The sequence below is a fragment of the Pseudomonas sp. PF05 genome, assembly GCF_056521845.1.
Window position 1 is genome coordinate 1 of the sequence record NZ_JBWLPW010000018.1, and the last position, 21,529, is coordinate 21,529.

A 21,529-nucleotide genomic window follows, 5' to 3' on the forward strand; every position below is an offset into this window, starting at 1 on the left:
TCAACGCACAGGCTCCCAGAACAGCCACGGCAAACCAGGCGAGGTGTTTAACCAGACGGGTTGTCATTGCATGTCTCCTGCCGATATCCAGTGGATTGCGGCGATTGTTTTTATAGTGTGCCCCGGCTATTCGGAGCCGGCCCAATATCCCTGCAAGTCGTCAATAAATAAATCCGCAGTACTACGTACGGGGCACCTACGTAGTTCTACGTAGATACTTGTTGGATTGCTCTATGAAAGCCTATGCAATCAAATGCAGGACAATTGCTGTGGGAGCAAAGCTTGCTCGCGATAGCGGTGCGTCTGGTAGCAACAATGCTGGCTGATCCGACGTGATCGCGAGCAAGCTTTGCTCCCACAGAGTTATGATGCCCACCATTCACCTCCATCCCGTCGAGCCCGACAGGAGTACAGATGCTGCTCAAACACAAGATCGTCGCCCTTGGGATTCTGCCGCTGGTCCTGGCCATCGCGGTCATCTGCGCCCTGGTGATCTCGCTCAATCGCCAGTTGGGCGACCAACAGGCTCAACTGATCGAAGACAGCATCCTGGCAAGCAAGCGCGCTGAGCTGAAGAACTATGTCGAGATGGCGCAGAGCCTGATCGCCCCGCTGTATGACAACGGCCGCGGGGACGAGCGCGCGCAACAGCAGGTACTGGAAGAACTGCGCAAACTCAGCTTCGGCATCAACGGGTACTTTTTCGTGTACGACCGCCAGGGCCGCAGCCTCATGCACGCCCGTCAGTCGGAACTGGTGGGGCAATACCTGTGGGACATGAAGGATCCCCACGGCCTGCCGGTCATCCAGGCGCTGATCAAGAGCGCCGAGTCAGGCGAAGGGTTCCAGCGCTACGCCTGGAACAAGCCCTCTTCCGGCCAGGTCACCGACAAGTTGGCCTATGTCGTGATGCTCGACAAATGGGGCTGGATGCTCGGCACCGGGATTTACCTGGAGGATGTCGAGCGCGCCACCCAGCAAGCCCGCGACGAAGTTGCCCGTGGCATCCACAGCACCATGCAAGCCATCGCCGCCATTGCCCTGGTGGCGGTCCTGCTGGTGTTCGCTGGCGGCATGACCCTCAACGTCAGCGAACATCGCCTGGCCGACAAAAAGCTGCAGCGCCTGAACCAGCGCATCGTCAGCTTGCAGGAAGAAGAACGCTCGCGGGTCTCGCGCGAGCTGCACGACGGCATCAGCCAGTTGCTGGTGTCGATAAAATTCCAGTTCGAACTGGCCAGCCACGTGCTGGAGAACGGCCAGGAAAACGGCCTGGGCATCCTGAAGAACGCGACTGACCGGCTGGGCGAAGCCATCGGCGAGATCCGCAGCATCTCCCACGACTTGCGCTCGTCCCTGCTCGACACCCTGGGCCTGCCCGCCGCCATCGGCCAGCTCGCGACCGAGTTCCAACAGCGCAGCGGGCTGGAAGTCTCCTACCGAAGCAACGAATTCGATTGCCGCCTGGAGAATGGCGCCCCTGTCTCGCTGTTCCGCATTGCCCAGGAAGCCCTGACCAATATCGAGCGCCATGCCGGGGCGAAAAGCGTCGGCATCACCCTGTTCGGCTCCAGCCAATCCTTGCGCCTGACGGTGGTCGATGATGGGATGGGCTTCAACGTCCCGCAAGTAGAACGCGGCCATGCCGGCATCGGCCTGCGCAATATCCGCGAACGGGTCGAGCATTTCGGCGGACGCCTGGAAGTGACCTCGGTACCGGGACGAAGCGAACTGGACATCCTGCTGCCCATGAATCTTTCGGTAACGGAAAGCTGATGCGTGCCCCTTCCAACAAGAGCACTTGCCGATGAACCTGCCCCCCGTGATTCGCGTCGCGCTGGTCGATGATCACTCCCTGGTCCGCGACGGCATCAAGGCCCTGCTGTCGGTGATGCCGCAACTGGACGTGGTGGGCGAAGCCGAGAACGGCGCACAGGCGATCGAAATGGTCGGTCGCTGCCAGCCAGACCTGCTGCTGATGGACATCGGCCTCAAGGATAAGAACGGGCTCGAGCTGACCCGGCTGCTGGGCAAGCAATACCCCCACCTCAAGATCCTCATCCTCAGCATGTACGACAATTACGAGTACGTGAGCGAATCCGTGCGCTCCGGCGCCAGCGGCTACGTGCTCAAGAACGCGCCGTCGCGGGAAATCATCGCGGCCATCGAAGCCATCATCAGCGGCGGCACGTTCTACAGCGCCGAGATCGCCCAGCGGCTCGCCACTGACCAAAACACCGATAACGAGCTGACGCCGCGCGAAAGCCAGGTGTTGTACAAAATGGTCCAGGGCCTGAACAACAAGGAAATGGCCCGGGAACTGGACATCAGCGTGCGGACCGTCGAGACCCATCGCCTGAGCATTCGCCGCAAGCTGAACATAGACAAGCCTGCGGCCCTGGTGAAGTACGCGATCGACCACGGGATCATTTCGCGCTAGGGATCGGCAGCAAGCCCTGTGGCAAGATAGAAAGATCACAGGGTCGCTAAAATTACGCGTGTGCGTTCAACGTTTCGTTTGTCACGTTTACGACCGAGATCTTACCGACCTTCACCGCGAGGGCATTTGCAATTGCTCCGTGATGTCCGGTTACCATCTACTGCAGTAAACCTGCATCGCATTCAGGGCTGTATCGTCATCCCTGTTGCCGGAGCCTTGGTAAGGCTCCACTTTTGTTCGGAAGCCGGTGATCGCTTCGCCCGCCGGACACATGAAATTAGCTGTCCATGCTCCCCAGGCCGGCGCATCGCTGATGAGCTCAATATTTTTACCTTGCGCGTCCTTTTCTGCGCAAATAAGAACAAGACTGGCCGCCGCCCAATCGTCGCCTGTACCTTGATAAGGTCGTATCGACATAGCAAATCCAATAGCGGGCTTCAGATTCGGGCATAACTTTTCGCTTTCCCAATTGCCCCAGCTCGCTTCCAGGCTGGTAATCCTGGTCAAGGCGCGCTGCGACGTTTTGGGAGCCACTTCCCCACACACCAATTGCACCGCGTTCAGTGCGGTATTGTCGCTGTTCGCAGGCTCGGCCCTGGTACGAAATCCGAGGACCATCGTCCCTGACGGGCAATACGCAGGGCTTCCCCAGTTTCCCCATCCACCTTGCCCCGAGGCGTCAGGATTCGGGGGCACTGCAGTGACTTGAATGCCGGTTTCTCGTATTTGCATTGAAAGCGGTTGAGGCACCCTTGGGTTCTCGTCTGGCACACCGGAATGCGCCGCGGACGTGCTGGTGGGTTGCGAAGAAGGCCTTGCGTCTCCATCCACCTCACGCGGCACGCCCATTTTTCCATCCGGTTCCGTCGGCCGACTGCCCGCATCAGGCGGAATAGTGCGCAACGCATCCTGCGCCTGACCTGATGACGCGGTCATCGCCATCAACACGCTAAAGAAAACTGTACGAATTGCTGATTGTCCGCATTTGTCCATTGCCCACCTCCGAAGAATATTGCAGCTTTGCAAAGCCATGAAAAAGGCTTTGCTGCAAATCCACATTGGGCAAAGAACCTGTGAGTCTCCACTGTCAAAGTTGACAGCTTTATAGACTTGTTCGCAATCAACCCTATTTCTAATCTCGGCGAGGTTTACGAAACCTACTATATATCTCCAGTTCACTCTCGCCCCGGGTCGATCCGAAAAGGCCGGATGTCGCCAGCAGAGGTCGATCGCAGGCTTGTAACCCGCCGCTTCATCCCCATTGGTGCGGTGAGATTCGGCAACGCCCCGCTTCGGCGAAGAAATCCAGACGCATGCCGGTGCCATGGCGGATATGTTTTTGGGCTTATCTGGAAAGTCAGCAGCAACGCAGTCCCGGGACCGCGGCAGGTTGACCACTCACCTCGGTACCGCAGTGACAGCCTGCTGGCACTTTACTACACTCGCCCGTCTTGTCCCTCCCTTGCGAGACGTCCAATCACTATGAAAAACATAACAAGCTCGATGACGCTCTGTGGCCTGTTGGCGCTCTCTGGCAGCGCCCTGGCCGAGCCGGCCCCTTCGCTGCTGGACCAGGTCCTGCAACGCGGCGAACTGAAGGTGTGCACCACCGGCGACTACAAGCCCTATACCTTCAAGAACGAAACCGGCGAATACGAAGGCATCGACATCGACATGGCGCACTCGCTGGCCGCCAGCCTGGGCGTCAAGGTGCAATGGGTGCAGACCACCTGGAAAACCCTGATGCCGGACATGGTTGCCGGTCAATGCGACATCGGCATGGGCGGGATTTCGGTGACGCTGGAGCGCCAGAAGAAAGCCTATTTCAGTAACACCCTGGATGTGGATGGCAAGATCCCCCTGGTGCGTTGCGAAGACAAGGAGCGTTACCAGACCGTCGAACAGATGAACCAGCCTTCGGTGCGTCTTGTCGAGCCGGCCGGCGGCACCAACGAAGCCTTCGTCCGGGCGTTCCTGCCCAACGGCCAACTCAGCTTCCATGACAACGTGACCATCTTCCAGCAACTGCTGGACAAGAAAGCCGACGTGATGATTACCGACGCGTCAGAAGCGCTCTACCAGCAAAAACTCAAGCCAGGCCTGTGCGCGGTCAACCCGACCCGCTACCTGCAATATGGCGAGAAGGCCTATTTGCTGCCTCGCGATGACGCCACCTGGAAGATGTACGTGGACCAGTGGCTGCACCTGAGCAAGGCCAATGGCAGCTACCAGAAGGTGATCGGGAAGTGGCTGGCGGTGCCTGAAGGCCAGTGACTTAACCGGTGCTCGCGCACGCTCGCCAGTATCGGATTTGTGCGCGACGCCATGGTCTGGCATGTTGGCCTCTCACGCGAACAGCCACGAGGCCCCATGCAAATCGAGTTATTGGAAATCAGCGAGCACCTGCATCGATTTCCCCCATTCGATGCCCTGCCCCAGGCAACGCTGGAAGACATTGCCCGGCGTGTCGAAGTTGCCTATTTCAAGGCCGGTAGCGTTATTCTCGAAGGGGGCGCCGTCATCAATGACCTCCACTATGTGCGCAGCGGCGCAGTCGAGATCTATCGGCGCAGCGGCGAGTTGTACGACCGCCTGGTGGAAGGCGATATCTTCGGTCAGGCCGGCCTGCTGCGCAGCAACAAGGTGCGTTTTCCGGCCAAGGCCCTGGAAGATAGCCTGATCTATTTCATCCCGGCAGATATCATCGCCCAATTGTGCAAACGACATGACAGCTTCGCCGACTTTGTCGAAGCCGAAGGTCATTCCAGGCTCAAATCGGCCGTTGAAGCCCAAGGGCGCGCGAGCGACTTGATCCAGCTTAAATCCCGTGCATTGATTTCCCGGCACTTGGTCTGGGTCACGCCACTAACCAGCGTCCGGGAAGCCGCACAGCTGATGACCGAACAAAGCGTTTCTTGTGTCGTCGTCCTGGAACGGGCCGGCAATAACCCTGGGGAAATGCTCGGCATCGTGACCGACCGGGACCTGCGCACTCGCGTGGTGGCCGCCAACCGCAGCGGCGACACCACCATCGGCGAAGTGATGTCGAACGATCCTGTGGCCATCCAGGCCGACGACTCGCTGTTCGAGGCGATGCTGTGCATGCTTCGAAACAACATTCACCACCTTCCCGTGGTGCACAAGGGGCGCACCCTGGGCCTGATCAATCTGTCGGACATTATCCGGCACGAGTCCCAGAGCAGCTTGTACCTGGTGAACAGCATCTCCAACCAGACCCGCATCGAAGGTCTGCGGTCATTGCTGCGGGATCTACGCGGCACCTACATTCGCATGGTGCGCGACGGCGCCACCGCCCACATGATCGGCAGCGCCATCTCAGGCATTGGTCGCGCCTTCACCCAGCGTCTGCTGGAACTGGCAGAAAAGGAACTGGGGCCGCCGCCGGTTCCATACTGCTTCATGGTGCTGGGCTCGATGGCACGGGACGAACAACTGCTGGTGACCGACCAGGACAACGCCCTGGTGCTGGACGATCGTTTCGACCCGACCCTGCACGATGAGTATTTCAGGAAACTGGCCACGTTCGTCAGTGATGGGCTCGCCGCGTGCGGCTTTAGCTACTGCAAGGGCGGGATCATGGCGACCAACGTTCAGTGGCGCCAGCCGTTGCGAGTCTGGCGCGACTATTTCACCCAATGGATTGAAAAGCCCAGCGCCGCCACCCTGCTTAACTGCTGTATTTTCTTTGACCTGGACGGGGTCTATGGCCGATTGGAAATGGTCGACACGCTCAAAGCGCTTTGCGCTGAAAAATCAAGGGTGACGCCAGCCTTCCTGACGGCAATGGCTCGTAATGCACTGAATCGGACGCCCCCCCTGGGTTTCTTCCGCACGTTCGTCATGGAAACAGACGGCGAGCAAAAGCAGATCATCAACCTGAAGGGGCGTGGCACAGCGCCTCTCACCGACCTGATCCGAATTCATGCACTGGCTTGCGGGAGCACCGCACAGAACTCCTTTGATCGACTCGAAGCCATCAGCACGACGCAATGGCTGCAACCACAAGCCATCGATCATCTACGCTACGCATTGGAGTTCCTCTCGATGGTGCGCATACGGCACCAGGCCCATGCCATCGAACAGGGCAAAACACCCGACAATTACATCGAGCCGGAGCGTTTTTCCACCACTGAACGCCACAACCTCAAGGAAGCGTTCCAAGTGTTGAGCAATGCGCAAAAATTCTTGCGCTTTCGCTATCCCGGCCACGTACGGCCAGCACGATGAACGATTCACAGAACTCGAAGAGACAGACAACACCGGACTGGCCGACACGCTTTGAACAACTGGCGCAGCAAGCCAGGCACCCTCTCTTGCAGCGCTTCTATCAGGCCGGCGTTGCCCACGCACAGACGCCGCTGGAGCAGGTGGACCTGCTGGCCATGGACTTGGAAACCACCGGTTTGAATGCTCGCAGCGACAGCATTGTCAGCATCGCCCTGATGCCGTTGACCCTCAAGCGAATACGCTGCGGCGAAGCGTTGTACTGGATCATCAAGCCCGCGCGCCTGTCCCACGAATCGGTGACGTTCCACCGCATCACCCACGCAGATATTCGCCATGCCCCCCGGTTGCCGGACGTCATGGAGCACATGCTCGAAGCAATGGCGGGGAAAATCATGGTCGTGCACTACCGGGCCATCGAACGTGACTTTCTGGATCAGGCGTTTCGTCGCCATTTGGGAGAAGGCCTGCAATTTCCAGTCATTGACACCATGCAACTCGAAGCGCGGCAGGTCCGGGGGCATCGCAGCTGGTTAGACCGACTGTTGCAACGCCCTCCCGTCTCCATCCGGCTGGCAGACAGCCGCCTGCGTTATCACCTGCCGCCCTATCACGCCCATCAGGCCTTGACCGATGCCTTGGCCACGGCCGAACTGCTGCAAGCACAAATAGCCACTCACTACAGCCCTGGCGTTGCGATTGGAGAACTCTGGGACTGAGCCCGATGATGGAGAATGAAACACCTCCATCATCGGTGCAGGTCGACAATCAGGATCGCGGTTCGGACATCAATCCCTTGACCAGCGAAATGCAGCCCAGCAGCAGGACAATGGCGAAAGGCAATCCGGTGGACACCGCCATGGCTTGCAGGGCAATCAATCCGCCTCCCAACAACAGCGCGATGGCGATCACGCCTTCAATGACTGCCCAGAAGACCCGTTGCGGGACGGGGGCGTCAACCTTTCCGCCTGCCGTGATCGTATCGATCACCAGCGAGCCGGAGTCCGAGGAGGTGATGAAGAACACGATCACCAGCACAATGCCCAGCAGTGACGAGATTTCCTTGAGGGGAAGCGCTTCGAGCATTGCGAACAGCTTGAGTTCCAGGACCGCATCCTTCACGCCGCTGAAGCCTTGCAGGGTGGCCTGATCAATGGCCGTCCCGCCAAAGGTAGTCATCCACAGCACCGATACCAGCGAAGGCACCAGCAATACCGAAATCAGGAACTCACGAACGGTACGGCCACGACTGACCCTGGCAATGAACATGCCGACGAACGGCGACCAACTGATCCACCAGGCCCAGTAGAACGCAGTCCACCCCTGGGTGAACTCGGTGTCCGTGCGCCCGAAAGGATTGGACAAGGCCGGCAGGTATTCAACGTAGGTCACCACGTTCTTGAAAAAGCCAGTGAGGATGGCCAGGGTTGGCCCCACAACGATGATGAACAGGAGCAACAGGAGCGCCAGGCCCATGTTGATTTCGGACAGCAACTTGACGCCCTTCTCCAGCCCGGCCAATACCGACCACAGCGCAATCAGGGTGATGCCGATGATCAGTACCACCTTGCTGACATTGGTGGACGGGATACCGAACAGGTGTTCGATCCCCGCAGCGGCCTGCTCGGCACCGATACCCAGCGAGGTCGCCAGTCCAAACAGCGTGGCAAAGACCGCCAGGATGTCGATGATGTGCCCGGGCCATCCCCAGACGCGCTCACCCAGCAGCGGGTAAAAAATCGAGCGTATCGACAGCGGCAAGCCTTTGTTGAAGGAAAACAGTGCCAGGGACAATGCAACGATGGCGTAGATCGCCCAAGGATGTAGCCCCCAATGAAAGATCGTCGCCGCCATCGCCAGCTCCGCGGCGCCTTTCATGTCGCCCGCGGCACCGCCAAGGGGGGCCCAGTCCGTGCGCGCCCCGCTGGCATCGACCGTGACTCCGCCCATCGCGGCGGCGTAATGCGACATTGGCTCCGCAACGCCATAGAACATCAGCCCGATGCCCATCCCGGCGGCGAACAACATGGAGAACCAACCCAGGTACGTATGATCCGGCGTGGCTTCGCGACCGCCCAATCGGACCTTGCCCAGTGGCGAAACAATCAGCGCCAGGCACAGCAATACGAAGATATTGCCGACGCTCATGAAGAACCAGGCCAGGTGCCCGGTCAACCAACTGCGCAATGCGCTGAAAAGCGGCTCGACTTCATTTTGCAGGGCTAACGTGATGACGACGAACAGCAGAATGGTGACGGCAGAGATGAGGAAGACTTTGCCATGGATATCCAGGGAGAACGAGAACTCCCCGCAGATATTGTCCTGCCCTATGACATAGTCGGTTTCGATGAGATTTGCCTCGCCGCTAGGGGCTGGTATCCCCTCCGTTCCGGGCGTTTGGGGTTTTCCTGATAGATCGTCTACAGGATTTTTACCCACGTGAACCTCCTTTGATATACAGCACGCGCATGCGCGCCTATGGCCTGATGAGTCCCGCCGCTTCAAAGTGAAAACGAGATGTGTGCGCCATAGCCTAACAAGTTTAGCGCGATGATTGGGACATCGAGACCGGCCATGACTGTTCTACAAACGGCAATCCGAGCCGAGAAAGGCACTGCACCGGCCTTGGTTCTTGCCTTGTCCCAGGCGCAACGAAGGGCGCCGAGACAGTCACCGGCACCCTTCGTAGCCCCCGTCAATCGGGGGTTGGCTTCAACTCACTGCGCGGCACGTACCTTGGCAATTTCGTCATACATCATCTTGACCAACTGGCCATCCAGGGATTTGGCGAACTTGTCGACCACCGGCTTCACCCGCTCGCGCAAGCGGTCCTTCTCGGCCGGGCTGATTTCATTGACGGTCATGGCAGCGGCCAACGTGGCCTTGGCCTTGTCCATGCTCGCGGCCGTGATTTCACGCTGGAATGTTTGCGCCTCGGCTGCGGCCGAGCGGATCATCGCCTTTTCGTCGTCGTTGAGGCGGTTCCAGGTTTTCTGGCTGATGATCAACGATTGTGGGTTGAAGATGTGGCCCGTAACGGAAAGGTACTTCTGCACCTCGTAGAACTTGTTGCCCTCGATCACCGTGAAAGGGTTTTCCTGACCGTCGATGGTGTGCTGCTCAAGGCCCGTGTAGACCTCGGGGAACGCCATCGGTACCGGGTTGGCGCCCAGGGCGGAGAAAGTCTCCAGGTAGATCGGCGACTGAATGACGCGAATCTTCAAGCCTTGCATGTCTTCAAGCTTGGTCACCGGGTGCTTGCTGTTGGTCAGGTTGCGAAAACCCAGGTCCCAATAACCCAGCCCTACCAGCCCTTTGCTGTCCAGTTGCGCGGCCAGTTTCTGCCCCACCGGACCGTCGATGACCGCATGGGCTTCCTCGACGTTGTTGAACAGGAACGGGAAATCGAGCATGGCATAATCCGGTGCCTGGGCCGCCAGGATGCCGGAGTTGAGCACGGTGATGTCCAGCGTGCCGCCCTGCAACGCCGAAACCGTTTGCACGTCGCCGCCCAACGTACCGCCTGGGAACAGGCGGACCTTGATCTTGCCACCGCTCTTTTCGCTGAGCAGGTCGGCGAACTTCTGCGCGCCCTGCCCTTGTGGATGCTCCTTGACGTTCTGGAATGCGAATCGCAGGGTGCGTTCGCGGATTTCATCTGCGTGGCTGGCCACGCTGGTCAACAGCAAGCCCGTCGCACATGCCCCGGCCATCAGGGTTTTCATCAGTTTTCCCATGTCACTCTCCGATCGTTATTGTTTTTAAGTTGAGCTACTACGGCTTGCACCGGCCTCAACCGGTGAAGAACTTCAAGGGCCCCAAGACCAGCTGCGGGAATGCGACCAGCAGGAACAGCACCACCAGTTGCGCAAGCAGGAACGGCCACACGCCCCGAACGATTTCCTCGATATTGAGCTTGGAAACCCCGCTCACCACATTGAGCACTGTGCCCACGGGCGGGGTAATCAGGCCGATGGCGGTGTTGATCAGGAACAACACGCCAAAGTAAACCGGGTCGATGCCCGCCTGGGTGACCGCCGGCATCAGCACGGGTGTGAGAATGAGGATGCTTGGCGTCATGTCCATGACCGTGGCGACCAGGATGATCATCAGCATGATCACCACCAACAACAGCGTCGGGCTGTCCATGAACGGCTCGAGCACCGCCGCCAATTGGCTCGGCAGGTCGGCAATGGTCACCAGCCAGGAAGAAACCATGGCGGCGGCGACCAGTAGCATCACCACCGAAGTGGTCTTGGCCGAGGACAGGATCACCTCGTACAACTGGCTGACTTTCATTTCCCGGTAGATCACCAGGGATACGAATAGCGAATAGACCGCCGCCACCACCGCCGCTTCCGTCGGGGTGAAAATACCGAACTTGAGGCCGAAAATAATGATGATCGGCAAGCCCATGGCCCAGCTGCCCTCAACCAATGCCCGCAGGACCTCGGCACGCGATTGCTTGGGTGGTGTCTGGACATTCTCGCTGCGGGAGACGAACCACCAGGCAATGGCGAGCGCCACCCCGAGCATGATCCCTGGCACGATGCCGGCCAGGAACAACTTGGAAATCGACACACCGGACGCCACGCCAAAGACAATGAAGCCAATGCTCGGCGGAATGACCGGCGCGATGATGCCGCCGGCAGCGATCAAGCCCGCCGAGCGCGCCCGGTTGTGCCCAGCCAGTACCATCATGGGCACCAATAACGCCGCCAGTGCCGCCGCATCGGCTACGGCCGAACCGGAGAGCGACGCCAGCAGGCAGGACGCGATGATAGCCACGTAACCGAGACCACCGCGCTTGTGCCCCACCAGTGCCATGGCGATGTTGACGATGCGTTTGGACAAGCCGCCGACATTCATGATTTCGCCGGCCAGCATGAAGAACGGCACGGCCATCAGCGGGAAGCTGTCCGCGCCGTTGAGCAGGTTCTGGGCAATGATTTGCGCGTCGAACAGATCCAGATAGAACATCAACGCCACGCTGACCACCAGCAAGGCAAACGCGATGGGCATGCCCAGTGCCATGCTGCCTATCAAGGACCCGAGGAAAATAACCAGTGTCATGGGCGGGTGCTCTTGATGGAGTTAGGGGTGATGGGGTCTGCGGTGATGGAGTTAGTCGTGATCACCTCGGCGTCGTTGTCCTTGACCATCGACAGCTCGTCATCCCCCAGCTTGCCGAACAGCGCCAGGTAGAGCTCGTAGAGCAGGATCGCAGCGGCACTGGCGCCGAACACCAGGCCAGCACCGTAAAACAGCGCCATGGACAAACCTGATGCCGGAGCGACCACCTCCAGGTTGATCACTGCTTGTTGCCAACTGCCGCTGAAGATCAGCCAGCAGATGTACAACATCACAAGATGACTGATGACCAGGCAGATACGCTTGCCGGCCGGCGGCAAGCGCTTGATCAGGCTGTTCATGCCCAGGTGAGCGCGGTCCTTGAGCGCCACCAGGGCACCGAGAAAAATCATCCAGACGAAGAACCAGCGCGACAGCTCCTCCGACACACTGATGCCAGAGTTGAAGGCGTAACGCAGCACCACATTGCCGAACACCAGCACGATCATCGCGACCATGCACAACACAATCAGCAGCTTGAGCAGCTTGAAATACAGATCCACGACTTTTGTCATCTTGAAGAACTCCGAGGCTTGTCGAGCGCCGACATCCCACTGGCGCGATAAGACCGTAAACAGCGTGGGCCGCTATCGGATCAAACCTGAGAGACTGGAAGATGCTCCAGGGCTGGAAGATGCTCCAGGGCTGGAACAACGAATCAAGGGGAAATGGGGGGCTCGCAGACGGATAGGCATGGGTATTCCTCTATTTTTTATTATGGTCTTGGACACGTTGGGCAAGACAGGTGTCGATAAAATGTACCACCCGGTTAGTTTGGTCAATAACCCAGCCGGGGATCCACCGCAAAGCGTGCGATTATCGACCAGGCAATTCGCGATTTTTCATTTCGTTGAGCAGCCAGCACGCGCCCCCGCCACGCCACGCCTCAACAGATTTGTATCGGTCTGTATCTGAAATGCGCACTGATACGAAACAACGGATCTCGCCCTCCCCTGGCACACATCGTCGATACATCCGCGCGTTTAACTGTGATCACCGGACAGCAACACATTCGCTGCCACGGACCCACTCAATCAAGCGCAAGGAGAATCACCATGTTCAATTTCTCGAAAGTATCGTCCCTGGCTATCGCTCTGGCATTGGTTGGCGGTGTCGGCCTGGCCAATATCGCCTCGGCCACCGCAGCCAGTGCATCGACTCACAACCAGGCGCAACAGCTGGCTGAAGGCGGGGCTGATCGCTTGCTGGAAAATCGCGTGGCCGAAGGCGGCTCCGATCGTTTGCTCGAAAATCGCGTGGCCGAAGGCGGCTCCGATCGTTTGCTCGAGAATCGCGTGGCCGAGGGCGGCTCCGATCGTCTGCTTGAGAATCGTGTGGCTGAAGGGGGGGCTGATCGGTTGCAGGAGTTGCGTGAACGCAGCCCGGTGTGAAGCGACTTTGTGGCCAGAGACTGCTCCCGCTCGACTCTGTAGGAGCTGGCGAAGCCTGCGATCTTTTGATCTTGATCTTTCACTCCCGACTCAATTGGCAGCGCAAAGATCGCAGCCTCGCTTCGCTCGACAGCTCCTACGGGCGCAGCCCAGCGGGAGCATGCTCCGTCTCCACACAAGCCTCAAGGCTTGATGTTCTTCAGCTCGTTGAGCAACGCAAGCAGCTGCTGCATTTTTTCCTCGCCGAACTGCTCTTCGATCCGTCGATAGTTGCTTTCCATGCCCTCACTCATGGACACGAAGCACTGCTGGCCGCGCTCGGTCAACCCGACAAAGACCCGCCGCTGGTCCTGGCTGGACTTCTGCCGCCGCACCAAGCCGTCGCGCTCCAGGCGACTGAGCATACCGGTCATGCTGGGCTTGAGGATGCACGCCTGGTGGGCGAGTTGATGGCTTTCCAGCTCCCCTTGCTGATGCAGGATGCGGATCACCCGCCATTGCTGTTCCGTGAGGTCATGCTGGTTCAGCGCCGGGCGGAAAAATGCCATGGCGGCTTCGCGGGCTTGCAACAGCGTCAGGGTCAATGAAGGTCTGGGGTTGGCCATGTTCGAACTGTGTGGGATGGGCGAGTCGGCAGCTTAGTGGGGCCGCCAGGCTGCTGCAAGAAGCATGGCGGCGCTATGTCACTGTGGAAGGGAATTTGCTCCCACACAAATCCCTCTCGCCACCCTTCAGCGCAACCCCGATTGCCGCTGGCGATACTCCCCCGGCGTGAGCTGGGCGTAACGCTGGAAAAACCGACTGAAATACGCAGGGTCCTTGAACCCGAGCTGGTAGCAGATTTCATTGGCCGAGCTGCCGGTGAACAACAACAGTCGCTTGGCCTCCTGCATCAGCCGCTCCATGATCAGGCGCTTGGAAGGCAGGTCGGCGATGCGTCGGCACACGTCATTGAGGCGCGCCTCGGTCACGCCGATGCCTTCGGCGTAGCGCGACAACGGCCAATGCTGCAGGTAGTGAGCCTCGATCAACTCGTTGAAGCGGTGAAATATCTTCAGGTCTTCATGCCGCGCCGGCCTGGCCTCCAGGGAGTTGGAACACAACCGCAACAGGCTGATCATGATCAGCCGCGTCAATGCATCCAGTGCTGCACTACGCCCTGGGCGCCCGGCCGTCACCTCCTCGCTCAATTCCTCGAACAGGTATTCCAACCGCCGCACCTCTGCCGCCTGCCCAGGCCCCAATTGTGCCAGCGCAACGCAGGCTGCCGGCATTTGCACGCCCGCCGGCGCCAGGCTCGGGTCAGCGTCGATCAACTGCCACACCAATTGCTGGCGCACCGTCAGCACATGCCCGTCACTGTCGGCCTCGGTTACGAAGGAATGGGGAATGGTCGGCGGTGTGAGGAAGAACATCGGACCGGACTCGACGTACTGCTGATCGTCCAGGTACACGCGCACGGTGCCGCTCTTGACGTAGTGCACCTGGAAGAACCGGTCGTGGCGATGAACCGGCATGTTGCGGCCAAAAAAATCCGCCAGGTTGGCGAGTCGGTCGTAATGCACTTCGGCGTCGCTGTAGCGCTGGTCGTACACCTGACCAATGTTGATGTTCGGGATCGGCTGACGGTCAGTCATCACGCAGTACTCGTTTTCTTATTCTGGTTCAGGCGCCTGCCGCACCATCCTGCACCGAATCCGGCAAGGCAACCAGTGCCCGCTCATTCTGTCACGCTTGACGATAGTTAACATCTTAATTATAACTGTTAATACATTAACAATAACCGCAGAGCCCTCACCCCTCTGCATCGCCAGGAGACAAGCATGAGCCGTGCCCTGCATGACGTCGCGACCGGCACCCTGTTCGGGGTCGCGCTGAACTACCAGGGGCTGCTGAAACAGCGCCTCGCCGAGTTCGAGCAACCGCCCTACCAGAAGCCGCCGCTCAAGCCCGTGCTGTTCATCAAGACCCCCAATACCCGCAACCGGCACGGCGCCGATGTGGTTCACCCAGGTCGCGGCGAAACACTGCAACCAGGGCCGGCGCTTGGCGTGGTCATGGGCAAGTCGGCCAGTCGCGTCAGCGCCGCCGAAGCCTTGGACTACGTGGCCGGCTACACCATCGTCAATGAATTCAGCCTCCCGGAAGACAGCTATTACCGCCCCGCCGTCAAGGCCAAGTGCCGGGACGGCTTCTGCGCCGTCGGCCCGGAACTGGTGCCCACCACTCAGGTGGCCGACCCCCACAGCCTGACGATCACGCTGTACGTCAACGGCGAGGTCCGCCAGCAGAACAGCACGGCCAACTTCGTTCGCAACATTCCCCAACTGATTGCCGAGATCAGCGAGTTCATGACCCTGCATGCCGGCGACGTGCTGATCACCGGCACGCCTGAAGGCCGGGTCGAGGTACTGCCCGGCGATCGGGTCGAAGTGGACATCAGCGGCCTGGGCCGTCTGGTCAATACCGTCGTGGCCGACGAAACAGGAGCAGGTTCATGAAACACGCGCGCATTCGTTTTGAAGGACAGGATCACGCCGTCACCGTTGAAGCTCACAACGCCGTACGCCTGGCTGACGGTCGCTTGCTGGCCGAGGACCAGGTCCAGTGGCTGCCACCGGCCAGCGGCAGCATGTTCGCCCTGGGCCTGAACTATGCCGATCACGCCGCCGAACTGGCGTTCAAGCCACCAACCGAACCCCTGGCCTTCATCAAATCCCCTGGGACCTACACCGGCCACCATCAGGTGACCTGGCGCCCTGACAACGTCGCCTACATGCATTACGAGTGCGAGCTCGTGGCGGTCATCGGCAAAGCGGCGCGCAACGTCAAGCGCGAGGACGCGCTGCAATACCTGGCCGGCTACACCGTGTGCAACGACTACGCGAGCCGCGATTACCTGGAAAACTACTACCGACCCAACCTGCGAGTGAAGAACCGTGACGCGACGACGCCCGTCGGCCCATGGATCGTCGATGTGGCCGATGTGCCGGACCCGAGCAACCTGACGCTGCGCACCTGGATCAATGGCGAACTGCGCCAGGAAGGCTCGACCCGCGACATGATTTTCGACATCCCGTACCTGATCGAATACCTGTCCAGCTTCATGACCTTGCAACCCGGCGACATGATCGCCACCGGCACGCCGGAAGGCCTGGCGGACGTGGTGCCTGGCGATGAAGTGATCGTGGAAGTGGAAGGCGTCGGCCGTCTGGTCAATCGAATTGTCAGCGAAGCCGAGTTCTTCGCATCCCGTAAAGAGGCGTGAGCAACATGATCAAACACTGGATCAACGGCCGTGAGGTCGAAAGCAAAGACGTGTTCGTCAACTACAACCCGGCCACTGGCGAAGCCATTGGCGAAGTCGCCAGCGGCGGTGCCGAGGAAGTCGCCCAAGCGGTCGCCGCGGCCAAGGAAGCGTTTCCGAAATGGGCCAACACCCCGGCCAAGGAACGCGCCCGGCTGATGCGCAAGCTCGGTGAACTGATCGAGCAGAACGTGCCGAAACTGGCCGAACTGGAAACCCTCGACACGGGCTTGCCGATCCACCAGACCAAGAACGTGCTGATCCCGCGTGCCTCGCACAACTTCGATTTCTTTGCCGAAGTCTGCACGCGGATGGACGGTCACACCTATCCGGTCGATGATCAGATGCTCAACTACACCCTGTACCAACCGGTGGGTGTCTGCGCGCTGGTATCGCCCTGGAACGTCCCGTTCATGACCGCGACCTGGAAGACCGCGCCGTGCCTGGCGCTGGGCAACACGGCCGTGCTGAAGATGTCCGAGCTGTCGCCGTTGACCGCCAACGAGCTGGGTCGCCTGGCGGTCGAGGCTGGCCTGCCCAATGGCGTGTTGAACGTGATCCAGGGTTACGGCGCCACCGCCGGCGATGCGCTGGTGCGCCACCCGGATGTGCGGGCGATCTCCTTCACTGGCGGCACCGCCACCGGCAAGAAAATCATGCAGACCGCCGGGTTGAAAAAGTACTCGATGGAACTGGGCGGCAAGTCGCCGGTGCTGATTTTCGAAGACGCCGACCTCGAACGCGCCCTCGACGCCGCGCTGTTCACGATTTTTTCCCTCAATGGCGAGCGCTGCACCGCCGGCAGCCGGATCTTCATCCAGGAAAGCGTCTACCCGCAGTTCGTGGCCGAGTTCGCCGCCCGCGCCAAACGCCTGATCGTCGGTGATCCGCAGGACCCGAAAACCCAGGTCGGCTCGATGATCACCCAGGCTCACTACGACAAGGTCACCGGCTACATCAAGATCGGCCTCGATGAAGGCGCCACCCTCCTGGCCGGCGGCCTGGAGCGTCCGGCGAATTTGCCGGCGCACTTGAGCCGCGGCCAGTTCATCCAGCCAACGGTATTTGCTGACGTGAACAACAACATGCGCATCGCCCAGGAAGAAATCTTCGGCCCGGTGGTGTGCCTGATCCCGTTCAAGGACGAGGCCCAAGCCCTGCAATTGGCCAACGACACCGAATACGGCCTGGCCTCGTACATCTGGACCCAGGACATCGGCAAGGCCCATCGCCTGGCCCATGGCATCGAGGCCGGCATGGTGTTCATCAACAGCCAGAACGTGCGCGACCTGCGCCAGCCTTTCGGCGGCGTGAAGGGTTCCGGAACCGGCCGCGAAGGCGGACAGTACAGCTTTGAAGTGTTTGCCGAGATCAAGAACGTTTGCATCTCCATGGGCAGCCATCACATACCGCGGTGGGGTGCATGATCACAGACAAATCTGGTGATTAACCTTGTGGCGAGGGGATTTATCCCCGCTCCTGTGGGAGCAAGCTTTGCTCCCACAACCAAGATTCAACAAGAACAATTTTTCAGGAGAATCATCATGGGCGAAGTCGTCCTGGCTGCGAAAATCTGCCACGTTCCCTCGATGTACCTGTCGGAGCTGCCCGGCAAGCACCACGGTTGCCGTGCCGCCGCGATTGCCGGCCACAAGGAAATCGGTCGCCGCGCCCGTGAACTGGGGGCCGATACCGCCGTGGTGTTCGACGTGCACTGGCTGGTCAACAGCGCCTATCACGTCAACAGCGGCGCGCACTTCAAGGGCATCTACACCAGCAACGAGCTGCCGCACTTCATCAAGAACATGGAGTACGAGTACTCAGGCGCCCCGGAACTGGGTGAACTGATCGCCGCCGAGGCCAATGCCGCCGATGTGCGCACCCTGGCCCACAACATCCCGAGCCTTGAGCTGGAATACGGCACGCTGGTGCCCATGCGCTACATGCACATGGACGTTGCCCAGGAACAGAAATTCAACGTCGTGTCGATTGCCGCCTGGTGCGCCTGGCACCGCCTGCAAGACAGCTTCACCTTCGGTGCCGCCGTGCGCCGGGCCATCGAAAAAAGCGACCGCAAGGTGCTGGTGCTCGCGTCCGGCTCGCTGTCGCACCGTTTCTCCGATGATCGCAACGCTGAAGCCAACATCCACAACTGGACGCGGGAGTTCGACAAGCAGGTCGACCTGCACGTCGTCGAAATGTGGCGCCAAGGCCGCTGGAAAGAGTTCTGCGCCATGCTCCCGGACTACGCCGAACACTGCTTCGGCGAAGGCAAGATGCATGACACAGCGATGCTGCTGGGGTTGCTCGGCGGGCCGGACTACGACAAGCCTGCCGAAATCATCACCGAGCCTTTCGGCAGCTCCGGCACTGGACAGATCAACGCTGTCTTCCCTGTTTGACACTGCGGCCGTACGGCATCCCCGTGCGGCCTGAAGGAGCCGTTCATGCCCCATTTCATTGCCGAATACACCGACAACATCGAACAACAAGCCGACCTGCCCGGCCTGTTTGAAAAGGTCCACGCCTTGCTGGGCGACAGCGGCGTGTTCCCCCTGGGTGGCATCCGCAGCCGCGGCGTGCGCCTGGACACCTGGCGCATGGCCGACGGCAAGCACGATTACGCCTTCGTGCACATGACCTTGAAAGTCGGCCATGGTCGTGACCTGGCCACCCGCCAGAAAGTTGCGGAAAAACTCTTCGAGGTGATCACCGCGCACTTCGCCGAGCTCCAGGCCCAACGCCTGCTGGCCCTGTCCTTCGAGATGACCGAGCTGCACGAACAGCTCAACTTCAAGGCCAACAACGTGCATGCCTTCCTCAAGGCCCAGGCCACTTAAACCCGTCTGCCCCGCACTCCCCATCGGCCCCTCTGACAAAAAGTACAAGATCATGAGCACAGCCAATACCGCCGACACTGCCGGCACCGTCGCGCACGACCGCACCCATGCCACCATCACCTGGCGGCTGATGCCGCTGCTGCTGGTCTGTTACCTCTTTGCCCATCTGGATCGCATCAACATCGGCTTCGCCAAGATGCAGATGAGCGCCGACCTGCAGTTCAGCGACACGGTCTACGGCTTCGGCGCCGGGCTGTTCTTCATCGCCTATGCGCTGTTCGGGGTGCCCAGCAACATGGCCCTGGACCGGGTCGGTCCGCGGCGCTGGATCGCCACGCTGATGGTGGTCTGGGGCGCCTTGTCCACCGGTATGTTCCTCATCGACAGCGCCGCCGGTTTCTACGTATTGCGCTTTCTGCTGGGCGTGGCCGAGGCCGGTTTCTTTCCTGGCATCCTGGTCTTTCTCAACCGCTGGTATCCGGCCCGGCGCCGGGCCCAGGTGACCGCGTTGTTTGCCATCGCCGTGCCCATGGCCGGGGTGATTGGCGGGCCGTTGTCCGGCGGCATTCTCGAGCATTTCCATGATCTTGGTGGCCTGCGCGGCTGGCAATGGATGTTCGTCATCGAAGGGCTGCCGGTGATCCTGCTCGGCCTTGTCGTGCTCAAGTGCCTGCCGGACAATTTCGAGACGGTCAAGTGGCTCACACCGCAAGCCAAACAGCAGCTGCGCGAGCAATTGAGCCTTGAAGAACAGCGCAAATCCATCACCTCGTTTTCGGCGATCCTCAACAATCGGCAGGTGTGGTTGTTGGTGGCGGTGTACTTCGCCGTGATGCTGGCGGTGAACACCCTGGCCTTCTGGATGCCCACCCTGATCCACGGCGCCGGCATCGGCAGCGACGGCAAGGTCGGGCTGCTCAGCGCGGTGCCCTACCTGGCCGGCTGTTTTTTCATGATCGGCTGCGGGCGTTCCTCCGACCGCCATCGCGAACGTCGCTGGCACCTGTGCGTGCCACTGTTGATGGCGGCGCTGGGCATTGCGGTCACCGGGCTCTCACCCGGCAATCCGACCCTGGTACTGAGCGGCCTGATTGTCGCCGGCATGGGCGCCAGTGCGGCGTTGCCGATGTTCTGGCAACTGCCGCCAGCCTTCCTGTCCAACGGCACCCAGGCCGCCGGTATCGCGCTGATCAGCTCCTTCGGCAGCATCGCCTCATTCTTCGCGCCCTACCTGATCGGCTGGATGCGCGACACCACCCAGAGCGCCAGCCTCGCCTTGTATGTGCTGGCCCTGCTCATCGCCCTTGGCGGCTTGCTGGTGCTGCGCACCCGGGCCGCCATCGTCAACCCTCAATAAGAGACCCTTGCCATGCTTGACCAGAACTTCATCCAGCAAGCCGCCACCCGCCTCGACCAGGCCGAACGCTCCCGCGAGCAGGTGCGGCAGTTTTCCCTCGACCACCCGGACATCACCATTGAGGATGCCTACGCCATCCAGCGCGCCTGGGTCGCGCAGAAAATCAAGGACGGCCGCAAGCTGGTCGGCCACAAGATCGGCCTGACCTCCCGGGCCATGCAGGTGTCGTCGAACATCACCGAGCCGGACTTCGGTGCGCTGCTGGATGACATGTTCTTTGACGAAGGCACCGACATCCCGTTCGAGCGTTTCATCGTGCCACGGGTGGAAGTGGAACTGGCGTTCATACTCGGCAAGCCGTTGAAGGGTCCGAACGTGACGGTGTTCGACGTGCTCGACGCCACCGAATGGGTGATCCCGGCGCTGGAAATCATCGATGCGCGCATCCAGCAGGTCGACCCGCAGACCAAGGCGACCCGCAAGGTGTTCGACACCATCTCCGACAACGCCGCCAATGCCGGCGTGGTCATGGGCGGTCGCGCCGTACGTCCGACCGAGATCGACCTGCGCAAGGTGCCGGCGGTGCTCTACCGCAACGGCGTGATCGAAGAGTCCGGCGTCTCGGCGGCGGTGCTCAATCACCCGGCCAAAGGCGTGGCCTGGCTGGCGAACAAACTGGCGGCTTATGACGTCACCCTGCAACCGGGACAGATCATCCTCGGCGGCTCCTTCACCCGCCCCGTGGCAGCCAACCCCGGCGACACCTTTCATGTCGACTACGACATGCTCGGTTCCATCGCCTGCCGTTTCGTCTGATCG

20 protein-coding genes are annotated in these 21,529 nt (G+C 60.2%); 13 read left to right on the forward strand and 7 right to left on the reverse strand.

Annotated features, from left to right (window positions below):
- Nucleotides 1-414: 414 nt before the first annotated feature.
- Together AC09SL_RS24300 and AC09SL_RS24305 are read left to right on the forward strand one after the other, a co-directional pair.
- Nucleotides 415-1,776, forward strand: coding sequence for a cache domain-containing protein (locus AC09SL_RS24300; protein WP_058544350.1), 1,362 nt, complete (start codon nucleotides 415-417; stop codon nucleotides 1,774-1,776).
- Nucleotides 1,777-1,807: 31 nt separating this feature from the next.
- Entirely contained in the window at nucleotides 1,808-2,440 is a 633-nt protein-coding gene (locus AC09SL_RS24305; protein ID WP_058544351.1) for a response regulator, read from the forward strand.
- A gap of 150 nt (nucleotides 2,441-2,590) precedes the next feature.
- On the opposite strand, the gene AC09SL_RS24310 is transcribed toward AC09SL_RS24305, so the two are convergent.
- The gene (locus AC09SL_RS24310; protein WP_196764492.1) at nucleotides 2,591-3,472 is read right to left on the reverse strand and encodes a hypothetical protein; all 882 of its coding nucleotides are present in this window, start codon (nucleotides 3,470-3,472) and stop codon (nucleotides 2,591-2,593) included.
- A gap of 450 nt (nucleotides 3,473-3,922) precedes the next feature.
- Between AC09SL_RS24310 and AC09SL_RS24315 the strand changes: the two genes are divergently transcribed.
- The 3 genes from AC09SL_RS24315 (at nucleotide 3,923) to AC09SL_RS24325 (ending at nucleotide 7,404) form a co-directional block, all read left to right on the forward strand.
- Nucleotides 3,923-4,714: a transporter substrate-binding domain-containing protein gene (locus tag AC09SL_RS24315; RefSeq protein WP_058544353.1), complete on the forward strand. Its 792-nt coding sequence runs from the start codon at nucleotides 3,923-3,925 to the stop codon at nucleotides 4,712-4,714.
- A 96-nt stretch (nucleotides 4,715-4,810) separates the two neighbouring features.
- Nucleotides 4,811-6,688 (forward strand): DUF294 nucleotidyltransferase-like domain-containing protein, encoded by a 1,878-nt coding sequence (locus tag AC09SL_RS24320; RefSeq protein WP_058544354.1) that lies wholly within the window; start codon nucleotides 4,811-4,813, stop codon nucleotides 6,686-6,688.
- Complete coding sequence (locus AC09SL_RS24325) at nucleotides 6,685-7,404, forward strand: 3'-5' exonuclease (RefSeq protein WP_058544355.1); 720 nt, start codon at nucleotides 6,685-6,687, stop codon at nucleotides 7,402-7,404. The genes AC09SL_RS24320 and AC09SL_RS24325 overlap by 4 nt, the downstream gene beginning before the upstream one ends.
- Before the next feature lie 49 nt (nucleotides 7,405-7,453).
- Here the strand turns inward: AC09SL_RS24325 and AC09SL_RS24330 are convergent, their stop codons facing one another.
- The 4 genes from AC09SL_RS24330 to AC09SL_RS24345 form a co-directional block, all read right to left on the reverse strand.
- Entirely contained in the window at nucleotides 7,454-9,124 is a 1,671-nt protein-coding gene (locus tag AC09SL_RS24330; protein WP_058544356.1) for a BCCT family transporter, read from the reverse strand.
- A gap of 278 nt (nucleotides 9,125-9,402) precedes the next feature.
- The gene (locus AC09SL_RS24335) at nucleotides 9,403-10,422 is read right to left on the reverse strand and encodes a TRAP transporter substrate-binding protein (RefSeq protein WP_058544357.1); all 1,020 of its coding nucleotides are present in this window, start codon (nucleotides 10,420-10,422) and stop codon (nucleotides 9,403-9,405) included.
- Nucleotides 10,423-10,477: 55 nt separating this feature from the next.
- Nucleotides 10,478-11,758 carry a TRAP transporter large permease subunit gene (locus AC09SL_RS24340; RefSeq protein WP_058544358.1) on the reverse strand — a complete coding sequence of 427 codons (1,281 nt, stop codon included), beginning with the start codon at nucleotides 11,756-11,758 and terminating at the stop codon, nucleotides 10,478-10,480.
- The gene (locus AC09SL_RS24345; RefSeq protein ID WP_058544359.1) at nucleotides 11,755-12,330 is read right to left on the reverse strand and encodes a TRAP transporter small permease; all 576 of its coding nucleotides are present in this window, start codon (nucleotides 12,328-12,330) and stop codon (nucleotides 11,755-11,757) included. The genes AC09SL_RS24340 and AC09SL_RS24345 overlap by 4 nt, the downstream gene beginning before the upstream one ends.
- 540 nt (nucleotides 12,331-12,870) lie before the next feature.
- Between AC09SL_RS24345 and AC09SL_RS24350 the strand changes: the two genes are divergently transcribed.
- The gene (locus AC09SL_RS24350) at nucleotides 12,871-13,206 is read left to right on the forward strand and encodes a hypothetical protein (protein ID WP_064107091.1); all 336 of its coding nucleotides are present in this window, start codon (nucleotides 12,871-12,873) and stop codon (nucleotides 13,204-13,206) included.
- Between the two features lie 182 nt (nucleotides 13,207-13,388).
- Here the strand turns inward: AC09SL_RS24350 and hpaR are convergent, their stop codons facing one another.
- Both hpaR and hpaA read right to left on the reverse strand, forming a co-directional pair.
- A complete protein-coding gene (gene hpaR / locus AC09SL_RS24355) occupies nucleotides 13,389-13,811 on the reverse strand; it encodes a homoprotocatechuate degradation operon regulator HpaR (RefSeq protein ID WP_058544361.1) in 423 nt (140 codons plus the stop codon).
- 126 nt (nucleotides 13,812-13,937) lie between these two features.
- Entirely contained in the window at nucleotides 13,938-14,843 is a 906-nt protein-coding gene (hpaA, locus tag AC09SL_RS24360) for a 4-hydroxyphenylacetate catabolism regulatory protein HpaA (protein ID WP_058544362.1), read from the reverse strand.
- Between the two features lie 186 nt (nucleotides 14,844-15,029).
- On the opposite strand from hpaA, the gene AC09SL_RS24365 reads away from it, so the two are divergent.
- The 7 genes from AC09SL_RS24365 to hpaH all read left to right on the forward strand — a co-directional run bounded on the left by AC09SL_RS24365 (nucleotide 15,030) and on the right by hpaH (nucleotide 21,526).
- Entirely contained in the window at nucleotides 15,030-15,707 is a 678-nt protein-coding gene (locus AC09SL_RS24365; protein ID WP_058544363.1) for a fumarylacetoacetate hydrolase family protein, read from the forward strand.
- Complete coding sequence (locus tag AC09SL_RS24370) at nucleotides 15,704-16,474, forward strand: fumarylacetoacetate hydrolase family protein (RefSeq protein ID WP_058544364.1); 771 nt, start codon at nucleotides 15,704-15,706, stop codon at nucleotides 16,472-16,474. The genes AC09SL_RS24365 and AC09SL_RS24370 overlap by 4 nt, the downstream gene beginning before the upstream one ends.
- A gap of 5 nt (nucleotides 16,475-16,479) precedes the next feature.
- Nucleotides 16,480-17,940: a 5-carboxymethyl-2-hydroxymuconate semialdehyde dehydrogenase gene (gene hpaE / locus AC09SL_RS24375; RefSeq protein WP_058544365.1), complete on the forward strand. Its 1,461-nt coding sequence runs from the start codon at nucleotides 16,480-16,482 to the stop codon at nucleotides 17,938-17,940.
- 117 nt (nucleotides 17,941-18,057) lie between these two features.
- Nucleotides 18,058-18,915 carry a 3,4-dihydroxyphenylacetate 2,3-dioxygenase gene (hpaD, locus tag AC09SL_RS24380; protein WP_058544366.1) on the forward strand — a complete coding sequence of 286 codons (858 nt, stop codon included), beginning with the start codon at nucleotides 18,058-18,060 and terminating at the stop codon, nucleotides 18,913-18,915.
- A 45-nt stretch (nucleotides 18,916-18,960) separates the two neighbouring features.
- Nucleotides 18,961-19,353, forward strand: a complete 393-nt coding sequence (locus tag AC09SL_RS24385) for a tautomerase family protein (RefSeq protein WP_058544367.1) — start codon at nucleotides 18,961-18,963, stop codon at nucleotides 19,351-19,353.
- Nucleotides 19,354-19,405: 52 nt separating this feature from the next.
- On the forward strand, nucleotides 19,406-20,710 hold the full coding sequence (locus AC09SL_RS24390) for an MFS transporter (protein ID WP_064107090.1): 1,305 nt from the start codon (nucleotides 19,406-19,408) through the stop codon (nucleotides 20,708-20,710).
- A 12-nt stretch (nucleotides 20,711-20,722) separates the two neighbouring features.
- On the forward strand, nucleotides 20,723-21,526 hold the full coding sequence (hpaH, locus tag AC09SL_RS24395; RefSeq protein WP_058544368.1) for a 2-oxo-hept-4-ene-1,7-dioate hydratase: 804 nt from the start codon (nucleotides 20,723-20,725) through the stop codon (nucleotides 21,524-21,526).
- Nucleotides 21,527-21,529 lie beyond the last annotated feature (3 nt).

Excerpts from the sequence above, each read along its gene's own strand:
- AC09SL_RS24300 (WP_058544350.1), top strand. The coding sequence starts at position 415 with ATGCTGCTCAAACACAAGATCGTCGCCCTTGGGATTCTGCCGCTGGTC.
- AC09SL_RS24305 (WP_058544351.1), top strand. The coding sequence starts at position 1,808 with ATGAACCTGCCCCCCGTGATTCGCGTCGCGCTGGTCGATGATCACTCC.
- AC09SL_RS24310 (WP_196764492.1), bottom strand. The coding sequence starts at position 3,472 with ATGGCTTTGCAAAGCTGCAATATTCTTCGGAGGTGGGCAATGGACAAA.
- AC09SL_RS24315 (WP_058544353.1), top strand. The coding sequence starts at position 3,923 with ATGAAAAACATAACAAGCTCGATGACGCTCTGTGGCCTGTTGGCGCTC.
- AC09SL_RS24320 (WP_058544354.1), top strand. The coding sequence starts at position 4,811 with ATGCAAATCGAGTTATTGGAAATCAGCGAGCACCTGCATCGATTTCCC.
- AC09SL_RS24325 (WP_058544355.1), top strand. The coding sequence starts at position 6,685 with ATGAACGATTCACAGAACTCGAAGAGACAGACAACACCGGACTGGCCG.
- AC09SL_RS24335 (WP_058544357.1), bottom strand. The coding sequence starts at position 10,422 with ATGGGAAAACTGATGAAAACCCTGATGGCCGGGGCATGTGCGACGGGC.
- AC09SL_RS24340 (WP_058544358.1), bottom strand. The coding sequence starts at position 11,758 with ATGACACTGGTTATTTTCCTCGGGTCCTTGATAGGCAGCATGGCACTG.
- AC09SL_RS24345 (WP_058544359.1), bottom strand. The coding sequence starts at position 12,330 with ATGACAAAAGTCGTGGATCTGTATTTCAAGCTGCTCAAGCTGCTGATT.
- AC09SL_RS24350 (WP_064107091.1), top strand. The coding sequence starts at position 12,871 with ATGTTCAATTTCTCGAAAGTATCGTCCCTGGCTATCGCTCTGGCATTG.
- hpaR (WP_058544361.1), bottom strand. The coding sequence starts at position 13,811 with ATGGCCAACCCCAGACCTTCATTGACCCTGACGCTGTTGCAAGCCCGC.
- hpaA (WP_058544362.1), bottom strand. The coding sequence starts at position 14,843 with ATGACTGACCGTCAGCCGATCCCGAACATCAACATTGGTCAGGTGTAC.
- AC09SL_RS24365 (WP_058544363.1), top strand. The coding sequence starts at position 15,030 with ATGAGCCGTGCCCTGCATGACGTCGCGACCGGCACCCTGTTCGGGGTC.
- AC09SL_RS24370 (WP_058544364.1), top strand. The coding sequence starts at position 15,704 with ATGAAACACGCGCGCATTCGTTTTGAAGGACAGGATCACGCCGTCACC.
- hpaE (WP_058544365.1), top strand. The coding sequence starts at position 16,480 with ATGATCAAACACTGGATCAACGGCCGTGAGGTCGAAAGCAAAGACGTG.
- hpaD (WP_058544366.1), top strand. The coding sequence starts at position 18,058 with ATGGGCGAAGTCGTCCTGGCTGCGAAAATCTGCCACGTTCCCTCGATG.
- AC09SL_RS24385 (WP_058544367.1), top strand. The coding sequence starts at position 18,961 with ATGCCCCATTTCATTGCCGAATACACCGACAACATCGAACAACAAGCC.
- AC09SL_RS24390 (WP_064107090.1), top strand. The coding sequence starts at position 19,406 with ATGAGCACAGCCAATACCGCCGACACTGCCGGCACCGTCGCGCACGAC.
- hpaH (WP_058544368.1), top strand. The coding sequence starts at position 20,723 with ATGCTTGACCAGAACTTCATCCAGCAAGCCGCCACCCGCCTCGACCAG.